Annotated in this window: 7 protein-coding genes; 1 reads left to right on the plus strand and 6 read right to left on the minus strand. The window is 55.1% G+C overall.

What is annotated here, in order from left to right:
* The 6 genes from K4G67_RS16740 to K4G67_RS16765 all read right to left on the minus strand — a co-directional run.
* The coding region (locus tag K4G67_RS16740; protein ID WP_239807399.1) for a hypothetical protein at positions 1 to 888 on the minus strand (888 nt) is incomplete at its 3' end.
* 6 nt (positions 889 to 894) lie between these two features.
* Positions 895 to 6,156: a putative Ig domain-containing protein gene (locus K4G67_RS16745; RefSeq protein WP_239807400.1), complete on the minus strand. Its 5,262-nt coding sequence runs from the start codon at positions 6,154 to 6,156 to the stop codon at positions 895 to 897.
* 258 nt (positions 6,157 to 6,414) lie between these two features.
* Positions 6,415 to 7,203 (minus strand): tyrosine-protein kinase family protein, encoded by a 789-nt coding sequence (locus tag K4G67_RS16750; protein WP_239807401.1) that lies wholly within the window; start codon positions 7,201 to 7,203, stop codon positions 6,415 to 6,417.
* Between the two features lie 14 nt (positions 7,204 to 7,217).
* A complete protein-coding gene (locus K4G67_RS16755) occupies positions 7,218 to 8,609 on the minus strand; it encodes a Wzz/FepE/Etk N-terminal domain-containing protein (RefSeq protein WP_239807402.1) in 1,392 nt (463 codons plus the stop codon).
* A 12-nt stretch (positions 8,610 to 8,621) separates the two neighbouring features.
* Complete coding sequence (locus tag K4G67_RS16760; RefSeq protein ID WP_239807403.1) at positions 8,622 to 9,620, minus strand: SLBB domain-containing protein; 999 nt, start codon at positions 9,618 to 9,620, stop codon at positions 8,622 to 8,624.
* Between the two features lie 38 nt (positions 9,621 to 9,658).
* The gene (locus K4G67_RS16765; RefSeq protein WP_239807404.1) at positions 9,659 to 10,726 is read right to left on the minus strand and encodes a nucleotidyltransferase family protein; all 1,068 of its coding nucleotides are present in this window, start codon (positions 10,724 to 10,726) and stop codon (positions 9,659 to 9,661) included.
* Positions 10,727 to 10,948: 222 nt separating this feature from the next.
* On the opposite strand from K4G67_RS16765, the gene K4G67_RS16770 reads away from it, so the two are divergent.
* A complete protein-coding gene (locus K4G67_RS16770; protein WP_239807405.1) occupies positions 10,949 to 11,098 on the plus strand; it encodes a lasso RiPP family leader peptide-containing protein in 150 nt (49 codons plus the stop codon).
* Positions 11,099 to 11,307: the final 209 nt, after the last annotated feature.

An 11,307-nucleotide genomic window follows, 5' to 3' on the forward strand; every position in this document is an offset into this window, starting at 1 on the left:
CCAGCCTTCCAACTTGCGGATAAACTTCTCGCTCACCTCGCCCTGTCCGAAAATAAGGCAGTTCAACGATATATCGCAGGTGTCCGAATTCGTCACGCCGATGTAATTAATCGCTTCGCTTTCGCCGGTGTAGCTGTAGCGATAGTCGGGGTGCGTGTGGTTCGTGTGCGGATTCCCGTTAAGGCGGGCATAGGTTTTGCCGTTATGCCGGCCAAACGTGCCGATGTTCCAAGTCTGACCATCCGTAATCGCGCCATCGCAATCGATCTTGATCGTGGCGCGCTGCGCATCAATGAACTGGCCCTCGGTGTCGGTCGTCGCGCTAAACGCGCCCCAGATAACCTGCATCTTGCCGTTTGTGTATTGGACAGCAGGAGCGTAGCGGTTGGAGCTGCCGCCGCCCATCATGGTGCCGATGTTAGCGCGCTTGCTCATGGCCGTATCGTTGACGCGGAAGACCCCGATACCCCAGCGGGTGAGCGACGGCGCGACGGCGCCCATGCCCTTGTAAACGAGGATATCTTTGCTCGCAGTGCTGAAATGGATGCCGTCTGTGTTGACGACCGGACGCCTTGCAACGTCCGACTGTTCGAAAGACGTATAACTGAACATGGTCGGCTCGTAACCGGCACCCTCCGTGAAACCAGCGTCGAGCATTTCTTCGGGATAGGCCCGGATGACCTGGAGAGTTGGAAACAGTTTGGGTGACCATTCTGTCCCTACCGCAGGCAATAGCGTAACAATTTCCTTTAACTCTCCATCACCGATATCGACTTCGTATTTTACTTCGGAAGGAAGCTGATCGATGCGAAAGCCAGTCGCGGGTCCGACGCAACGGTTCCAAACCGTTTCGCCCTTCTTACGGTAAAAGATGCTGCGATTTGCCATAATCATTTATCCTTCGAATTTGAGAGCGTGGGGTGCAGGTTCGATGTTGCCATTGGGCGGGGAATCGGGACCGGAGATTTCAATCCCGTGCGGGGCCCCTACTGCGCTCGCCTGTTCCACGACCGTCGTTGTCGGCGGCGGCGCTATCGTTGCCCTCGGGACGACAAAGATGTTTCGGAACTGAACGGTGCCCGCTTGGGAGCCGGCCACCAGATGGATTACATTCGTTTCTTCGGCTTTAAACTCAAAACTTGCTTCGTTTTGCCATGTACTGCCTGCATAATTATCGGGATGAACCCCAATCGTTGTTGTCCCAAGTGAGACCCCTGTCTTGATGGCAACTTGGACTGTGGTTGAATTACCGCCGGCGTTTCGCCGATCAAAAATAACGCGATAACTTTCCCCGGCTATCAAGTTGAGCGTTTGGAAGACTGTCGGCGCACTATTTGATCGAGTAAGGCTCATTACATTGTCGGACGTCGCAACCGTTCCATTCGATGTGACCTGCCATGGGGAAAGCCCGTCGAAGGTTCCATTCTGCACAAGATTGTCCGACCCGGCCCTTATCGTCATCGACAGAACCGTATCGCTTGGGCTGTTTACGCTATCCGGCAACGTCTCCCGCAGCGTAAAGCTGCTTGTGCCTATCGCGTTCGGGGTCCCCGTGATCACACGCGCCGCACTGTCGAGAGTCAGACCCGCCGGCAGCGATCCTTGTGCCAACGCGATCGTACTTCCCGGTGTCGCTCCGCCAATGTCGATGGCGGACGGCTGTCCTACGGTGATGCTGATCGACGCGAGCGTCAGCGCGGACAGTTGAGCTTTCATCTCGACGTCCGTGATTGCCCCCGCACCCATCGCCGGCGGACTGCTCGAAAGGCGGCCGAAGGCGTTGTATGTCGGTTTGACCATCCCGATTATCGAAGGCTCGATACCCGCTAGCGGTGCAACAGGCGCATAGGCGTCGGCCAGTGCATTGGCGTCGTGATGATCCAGAGCTATCGGTTCGGTGCTCGGAAGCTGAGGGTCGGCATAGATGGAGGTGTTCGAACGCCCCGCTCGGAACGCCGCGAAATCGGCATACTTGTCGCCGCCCACATAGTAGCTGCCTGGACCCCAATATTGGTTTTTCCGAAAACTCAGTCCCGATGCATCGCCCGCGAAATCAAGATGTTTCCCGGTGGACGAGATGATGAGATTGTTGGCGAACGTCGCCGTCGCATTGGTGACATCGCCGGACATGCTTTCCACCCCGGGGTTGGCATTGATGATCGTATTTCCGTAGATCATCGCGTTTTCGAGACGGTCGTGGCTCGGCGGTGTATACAGGGTGATACCGCCGTAATAGGATTGTCCCGATACGTTATCGTTCACGCTGATGTTGTTGCGAACAATGTTATTGTACATTGGTCCGTTTTCGTAGGAACAGACTAAATACCCACAGCCTTGGTTCTCGAACGTATAACAATATTCGATACCGCAATTACGGCACCCGCCATCGATATCGATGCCGTCCCCGTCAACATGGTTGCCGGTCTTGTTATTATCGGACACACAATGACGGAACCAGACGTTTTCGCAATTGTACATCCAGATGCCGACGGGACCGTCAGTGCTGGCCGCGCCATTGTTGGTCGAGCGCGTCCATGTGACGCTCCCATCCCGTACATGGCCCATCACCAGGCCGCCACGGGTATTGCCGTCCACAAAACAATTATCGAAATGAACATCGGTATGGACCGGCGCGCCGTCCGCACTTGATCCTGGGCCGTAGCCAAGGACGGCACGCCCGCAATTGCGAATGTCGCACCCGCTGATCCGCACATCGTCATAACCAGCGTCGCCGCTATCGCCACCGAGCAAGATGCCGTGTCCGGATTCGATGAAGTTCGACATTTCGACGTTGATGACGCGCACGAAACGTTCGCGCTGCGCGCGGGAGCCTGCATTGCCGATCATGATGGCATCGGTGCCAATGTTATCGCCGTCGAGGATAAGATCCCGAATGACGATGCCGGAACTGTCGTAAACCAATATGCCGCGATCAGCTTGGACACAGCGTATTCGCGCGCGTCCCTCGCCGTAGCTTCCGATCGTCATCGGGATGGCTGCGTCGCCCTGCTCGCGGAACTTGGGATGACCTTCGAACGTATCACCGCCGCGGAACAGGATGGCATCCCCCGGTTGCATGGCGGGCATCTGCGCCACGGCCTTGGCCATCGATTGCCACGCCGCATCGGCCGAGGTGCCGGCAGCGTTGTCATCGCCGTCCGACGCGACATAGTAACTTGTACCGGTGATCGCAGGAGACGAAGCGATTGCGGTACGCTGAAATTCGTCGGGCAGCGTATAGCCAAACACCGGCTCTGCCACCGTGGTGAAAGCCAAAATGGTATCGCGCGGGCTGTTGGGGCTATTTTCCAATGTCTCGCGCAGAGTGAAATTGCTGCTGCCCGCCGTGGTCAATGTGCCGGTAAGCGTACGCTCGGCGCTGTTGAGCGTAAGACCCTGCGGAAGCGATCCGCCTGCAAGTGTAATCGTACTGCCGTCTTTCGCGCCATGGATATGGATTGTTGCGGCTTGACCTTGCGTGAGGCTGTCGGGCGAGACCGAGAGCGTTCCGAGAGTGGCAACAGGATCAGCGACGGTGACGGTCACCATCGTATCACGCGGGCTATTGGGACTATTTTTCAGCGTTTCCGTCAGCGCAATCGTTTTGTCACCCGCGTTTGCGAACGTACCGCTGACGATATTGTCCAATACGGTTAGCGGCGTGCCGTCCGAACAAAACGCGGTAATCGTGGAAGAGGCGGTGTTATTTACGACGGTTCCGTTCCACAGCTCTCCGGTCGTCGCATCTATCGGGTCCAGGTCGAGAGAGCTTAACGCAGGCGCGGCCTTTCGCGCCTGTAATGCTGCCCATTGGTTATCCACCTTAACCCTCATTGTGGCACCGGTAAGATCGATAGGATCGGCTATCGAATTGTAGATGCCGACCGTCACGGTCCCATCGCTCGTAACTTCGCCGCGCGCGATCAGCCCGGTCGTATCGACCGCGCCGAACGAAATGGCGCTAACGATGTCGCCGACACGTGCGCCTTCGACAGGCACGGACATGCTGATCTTTTGGTTTGAGACAATGGTCGAGGCGGTCCAGGTTTTCTGACCGAAAAAGGAGAGTTGGGCGCTAGTATTGTAACCTGTTTCCGCCCAGACCTTGTGAACATCATCCCAGCGCAACATCAGCCGGTCGCCCTGATTGATCAGAGAGCGATCCTGCTGCAACTTCATACCGTGACCCACGCGCGGGAAACACACGATCTGCGCATCGCTACCACCGTGCACAATCGTAGCAAGCTGCCCATCGACAAAGCCGGTCGAAGTTTGGTTAAGGCTCACCATGACGGGGCCTTTCGCCGCCGGTCGTACTTCATTTGTTCCTGGCAGCAGCGTCATCGCCGAATCTTCCGCCGCTACGAACGATTGCACCATACCGCGTTGCCCGGATGCATCGTCGAAACTATCGGCAATGACGATTCGAGGCCATACGAAGCCCGGCTTCGAATCCCGAAGCGTTACGGGAAGACAGGCGCCGTCGCCTCGCACGGTCAGTGTTATCGTGTTCGCATCGTACAAACCGCCATGAAGGAGCACCGCCTGATCGAAGGAACGGTTCGCTCTATAGGCCAGATTGGTCCGATCGCAGGTAAGGTCGACCTTGATGTTGCTGGCGGGCGGGACGACAACATCAGTCCCCGCAACTGTCGTTGCGGCATTCGGTGGCCCGGCAATCGACAAGGCATGGGTGCGGTCGCTGCGGTCGATCACTGCAACAAGCTGCAGATCGACATCGACGAGCTTTCCGAAACCATCGAGCGCCAGGGTCGTATCGATCAGGCGAAGCTGACCACGCATGTAGCTGCCAGCAACCACCTCGCCGCAACGTTCCATGGTAAAGCCACCTTCGAAGGTGATGTACGGTGCGCTGCCCGAACCGGGACGCAGCGGATAAGCAGGATGCGGCGCGCCATCCGCGCCATTGTCGCCGCCCGCGGCCCCGCCCATGAGCGCTGCTCTTTTCAGGTCATAGAAACGGCCACCGACAAAAATCTTGCCTGAACCGCCCGTCACCAGGTTCTGATGCGCATTACCAGCTTGCAAATTTACACACAGGCTATGGGCAGCGGTTCCAGGATTCCAGGCGCAATGCGGAGAGCCGTCCAACACAACGTTCTCGAAATATTCTTCGGTGACTTTTGCGTTTCCTGCGGTGCAATAAATCTCACCGCCGAAATTGCGCATGTCGACATTACGCATTTCGATTCGCGTACACGTCACATCTTGAGCCCAAAAACCCTTGTGTGTTAGATTGACCTGAGGCTCGACTGGAAGTTCGGCATGATAGGTTCTCGTGCCGTCTAGTTCGACATTCTCCAGTTTGAAGAAGTCCATGGTCGTGCGGGGCAGTATGACGATGCCGCTGCCGATCCAGTCCGATTGCAGATCGGCGCCAGAACCGGCCAAGGGCGGATCGTAAGTCATGCCGAACTGTGTGATGCTGTCGTTGCTGCTACCGTGGCTATTCAAAAGCCGCAGCGTGGTCCGGTGGCGGCTGGCTCCGCCAATGACCAGGTTTTCCCGCACGACCATATAATGACCGGACGAGCCCGTCGTAGCGCTCTCTTCAGGGTTACGAAGCGGCGCCCACAAATCGTAAGTGCCTGCGCGCAATTCGATCCGCTCGATGCCTACGGCATTGGCATAGTCGATCGCCGCCTGAATGAACGGCTGCGCATTACCGCTTCCGGTATAGCCGAACTGATCGGGCGAAATGGAGCCGCTCTCGGAGGGCAGCAAACGGAAATGGCTCTCGCCCTCCCCTTTCAGGCAGGCGCGTGGATGCGCAGCAAGCAATTCGGCGGTTGCCAGCCCATCACTGACATAGGACGCGCATCCGGAACCGGTCTGCGCATAGCCGCTGCTATGGATCCTCTCGACATGGGGCGGCGGGGATATACGCATCGTCGTGAATAGTCGTGGGATGGAAGCCGACAAATGCTGCGCCAGATCCTGCGCAAGTTCGGCGACCTTATCTCCCGTACCGGTAGCCACACGCGCGACATCATCGGTCGCTGCGCGCAAATCGGTTATCGCGTCTTGGGTTTGCTGTGTGGAAACTTCAACCGATTTTGCGGTTTCGAAAGCTTCTGCGGCTTGCTGACGCGCGCCACTGCCCATGGCGCGGGCGATATGATCGAACCCGCTCATAGTGACACCTGTACGAAGCTGAGCTCGAAATTCTGGTTATTGGCTAAATCGAACTTGAGGTCACATTCGCAAACCACCGTGGAAACAGGCATGGCGTGATCGATTCGACTTTTTTTCGAGAATGTTCGGATCATGTGGACTCTCTTTTTTTGGAGGCCCACGATCAGTGCATTGGTTATCCTTTGTAGGAAAATAAAACCTTATTGGTTATAATCGGAGTGCGTCCGTTTGCCGATATCAATCGGTCATAATTTTCACTTACTTTTTCAGCATTGTACCGCCAACGATCCGAACACCGGCATCCTCGCAACGATTCAACATCCGTGCCGCAGATTTTACCTTGGTAACGCCTTCGCGGGTCGCGACGACTGCGCCCCCTGTAGAAAGTGCCGCAAAAAGATAGTCGTCAGAAATGGAAGCTGCGTTCGTGTCTACCAATATCAAATCGAAATTTTTCTTATGTGTCTCGATCAGCATCGACATCGTTGAACGCATGAACAGATCATGGTCCAAACCCAGATCCTTTGAACAGGACAGTGCAAACAAATTTCTCAGGGACGTAGGGACCGGATTGCCCGCCATCTCTTGGCTGACCTCTTCGACGCCCAAATTCCTATGGACCGTCGGATTGTAAAGGTCCGCGTCGATCAACAAGGTTCGCGCGCCGGCTTGCGCAAAAACACAGGCCAGATTGGTAGCGACAGTCGTACGCCCCTCTCCACGATCAGCGCTGATAATCGACAGCGCGCAACGCACCTCGTCACCAAGAAACCACTGAACCGCCAATTTTTGCGCTAGTCGTCGCAGATCGGCCGCGCGTGCCGACATAGGGTCCTTCAAAACGACGATTTCGTCGCTGACGTACTCCAGACGATCCCAATCGACGTTTTCGCCCCCCTTGTTAGGGGCAGTAAAATTTCGCTCAGCCGACGCCATACCGCCTTGCGCGGCAATTGCGTCAGCCAATCCAGTATGCGAGCCTTCGTCCGCAATCGCCTCGTTTGCGGACTCGTAATGAGGCCCATCCTTAGCAGGCGTATCGGTCATTGTGCGTTGATCCACTATGTATTCCCTAAGGATGGCAGCAATCCAGCAAATCTTCGGGGTGGCAAAATGTTCTGTCCGTCGGATGAACGCACCGACCCCAAATCTGGAATTCCGAGCCAGCCGTCGAGTTCTTCAGCCATCCGAATTTTCAGGTTGAGAAGCTCGAGCAAAATGGCCACGGCTATTCCAGCGATCAAGCCGCCAAGGACGCCCAGGACGATAATAAACAATCGCCTCGGACCGACCGGATTAAAGTTCGGGGTTGCCGGCGTAAGCAAAGAAATATTGGTTTGCGCGGATTGACTCAACACTTCGAGTTGCGTCCGACGCTGGGCCATCTGGTCATAGGCTTCTTGCACGCCTGCGACGTCAAGACGCGCCTGAGCAAGCTCGCTTTCTGCTGCCTGCGATGCCATGGTACGCTGCATCTGCGCAGCGACTTGGTTTGCAATTCCCTGCTGCGCCTGACGCGCCTGTGCAGCTTCGGCCGCCTTGCTGCGTCGCGCTTGTGCAATCTGTTGCGATTTTTGCGATTCCACGCTGGCAATCTGATCGCGAAGCTGCCGGACCTGCGCATTGTTGGGGCCGGCGATGGTATTCAGTTGGGCGAGCTGCGATCGCAGCGCGGAGAGCTGTACGTTAAGCTGCGTGATTACAGGGTCCGATTGCAAGGCAGGAAGCGCACCGCTGGCTGCCTGTGAGCTTGCGATCTCTGCATTTGCGGCGGCACTCGCGAGCTGCGTTGCGAGCGTAGTCAACCCGACGTTGTCCGCACTGCTTCCGCCCTCCGAATCGATGACACCGAGCTGGCTTTTCAAGCTTGCCAAACGGCGCTGTGCCGCCTCCAACTCATCCGCCTTTTGCGTAAGCTGATTATTATAAGATTTGACTGCGGCGCGAGCGGGTTCCGTCTGTAATGCGAGATTTACATCAATAAACGCCTGCGCAAACGCATTTGCCATGAGCGCCGAAAATTGAGGGTCACTGCTTGCATACCCGATTCGCATGAGACGCGAACTTGGTAGGCTCGATTGCACAGTCATGCGCGGCTGCAACACTTTCGCGAGGAATGGCTTGACCGGAGTCGAACCTGGCACCCATCCAAAACGGGACGCGAGAACAGGCAGGGATTCCTCGTCAAGCAAATCCACGACACGTTCGGCCACGCGATTGCTCTTCAGAATATCCTCCAACGTAAGAAGATAATCAGGAGACAGACTTTCCCCCTGCGTACGGGCGCCGATCGTCTCCGACGACCGGGTTTCCACCACGACCGAGGCATCGGACTGATAAACGTCCGGAGCGAGAAGAGCATATGGCCCGGCCAAGGCGAGACCGGCGAATGCAAGCCCTGCGATAATAAGCCACCGCAGGCGCAACACCTTGAGCATGTGGCTCAAAATCATATTCTACACCCCTTAGAAAATGCGCGCACCGACGCGAATGAGATCGTTCGGCCGGATCTCGGCATCTCTGTCAACCTTGCCGGAAATTTCCACACCATTTGGCGCCTTCCGTGTCACCTTCAGCTTGTTTCTGGAGCCACGCGGCGTCAAGCCACCAGCAAGTGCCATCGCACGCTCCATGGTCAACCCTGGCTCTAGGGGATAGGCTCCGGGATTCTGCACCTCGCCAAGGATATAAAAGGTCGGGGCTTCCGTCACAACGATCGTTTCATAGGGCTGCGCAACGCGATCTCGCTCGCCACTGACCACGTCCGAGGCGGGGATTTCGACCATTTCACCTTTCGCATTCGTAATACGAATGACACTCGCACCCTGAGCAAGATTGGCGCCTGATCGGGCAAGAAGGTCTGTCAACCGCATTCCCGCTCGATCAAGAACATATTCACCGGGCCGTGCTACGTTACCAAGCACCGAAACCCTTTTGCTTTTGTATTCTTGCACAACCACATTGACGACCGGATCCCGGAGAATTCCGCGCCGTCTGAACTCAAGGGCAAGTCGTTCGCCTACCTGCGTGGCGGACAAACCGCCAACCATCACTTCACCTAGTTCGCCAACGGGGATCGTGCCGTCGGCGGACACCTGAACCAATGCATCATAGACATCGGTCCCGTAAACGTTGATCTGGAGTACGTCACCTTCTCCCACTTCGTAAAGGGATTGGGGTGCAGCTATTTCCTGTGCAGCGGCAATTGCGGCGAAGGCAGGGGCCCCAAGCAGCGCAAGAGACGCAAGGAAAGCGCGATAGGCACGCGGCATAATGAAATTCCTCATGGTAACTGTCCGTCGCACAACCGTTCCGCCGCCCTTCATCCTGGCGCTCTCGGCGCCCGTGAATCGAATCCTTGGAAGCGATGTGACGACAATATCAATACCCGCTCGGCATAAATAGACGATGAACGGAATTGAGTGCGCTATCTTTTCCGAAATTGAATGGCGCAAGCCGATCATAGAGAATTTAAACTGCCTCTTGCAATAAATGCAGCATATTATTCAATTTTAGCTGGATCTGAATAAGTATTATTACGGAACGGATTTATTTCGGAAATACGGCTTTTTAGGTCGAATTTGAATTCTTGGCGAAGATAGCGGCCTTCGGTTTTCAATAAATAATGGCTAAGATTTTTGAACTTTGTTCCACCCCAAACCATTTCGATTTCTCTGTCCTCAAACCCGGCTATCGAGGTCAACGCAAGCTGGTGAAGCAACCAATCTCGCAAACCCGGAAAATCCGCCTTGGCATATTTTTTCCCTTTGTAGATAGCATCTTGCAGAAACAGTGCCTGATCGAGACAGGCTGAAACACCCAACTGATTTGCAAGCTCGCTAGCATCCACAAGAGTATCGCGGCCCTCCACGGCAAGAAGGGCATTCATGTCCGCCAGCCATTTCAGGCGAGACCATCCATGATGTGCGCCATGCACGGATAAATACACGATATTGGCGTGAGGCTGGAGCACCTGTACCGCGCAGTTTCCTAAAATATGTTCCGTCCTAGTAAGGTCGGCGGACATGACCGGCAGGAGAAAACGATTAACGAAAAAGCGCCAATGCAAATCCACTGCGACCTGAAGGCGATCGCTATAGAGTTCCAAATCCTTGCGCTTCGACATTACTCCGGAAGCGCGAATATCGCCGCTGTCGGAATTTCCGTTGAACCCGAGCCGCGTCAAACTTTTCTTAGCGGCCACGACATCGCTTTCGTCGACGAGAATGTCGATATCGTGATTGCTGCGTATACCAAGACGCCCATAAGCACGCGACGTGATCTGCAGGCCTTTTATCAGAACGAAGCCAATTCGGTCGTTGTCGAGCTGATCCTTGATCATCTTAAAGGCCGAAAGCATCCGCATTTCAGAAAATGCAAGTGCATCTTTTTCGGTCTTTAACTTCGTCAGAACACAGGGGGGCACGCCGGTTAGATTATCGGAGGCGCCTTTCAAAACATATTCTGCCAAATGCCCTTTTACACGATGACGCTTGGCAAGCCGCATGACGAGATCCCAGTCTAACGATCTTGCATCGACCTTTTCTACATGCGCCGGATGCGTCGCCATCGATGTGCATCTCGCGACGAACGCCAGTTCCTCCGTAAAAACAGGTTTCAATTATTTTACTCCGATATCGGATCAGGTTTTTACTGTAATTTAGTAACAATCTTTAGGCCTGCCGGAACTGTATGTTATTGGAACAGATCGAATTTCCGCGTGTTCCTAGTCGATGAGTCGGGGTATCTCGATGCTTAGGCTTTTTCGCCTGCTGATACTAGGAGCGCAGATATGGAAACCTTGAAAAATAACGGCTATGAAGCACCGAAGATGGAAAAAATCGGCTCGTTTGAGGAGCTGACGCTCGGTAGCTCGACCGGCAACTTCCTTGACGCAGACTTTCCGGATGGCACGCCATTCGGTGATCTTACCTTTTCCTAAAATAGGTAATCACCGAGGGATTGAATTCCCAAAGTGATCTGAACGAGACTATGTTTCGTTTTTATAGCCCGCCGGTAACGTGCTTTGCGTCCGGCGGGTTTTCATTTTATATAATTCTTAATTACTAGGCCGTGTTGACAAAAGGAATTGGCAAATTTGCTTGGTTGTGATTCGAGCCTGCTTTTTGAGGGCCAGTCATGGGTCGCGGG

Origin of the sequence: Croceicoccus hydrothermalis (genome assembly GCF_022378335.1) — a bacterium.
Taxonomy (GTDB): Bacteria; Pseudomonadota; Alphaproteobacteria; order Sphingomonadales; family Sphingomonadaceae; genus Croceicoccus; species Croceicoccus hydrothermalis.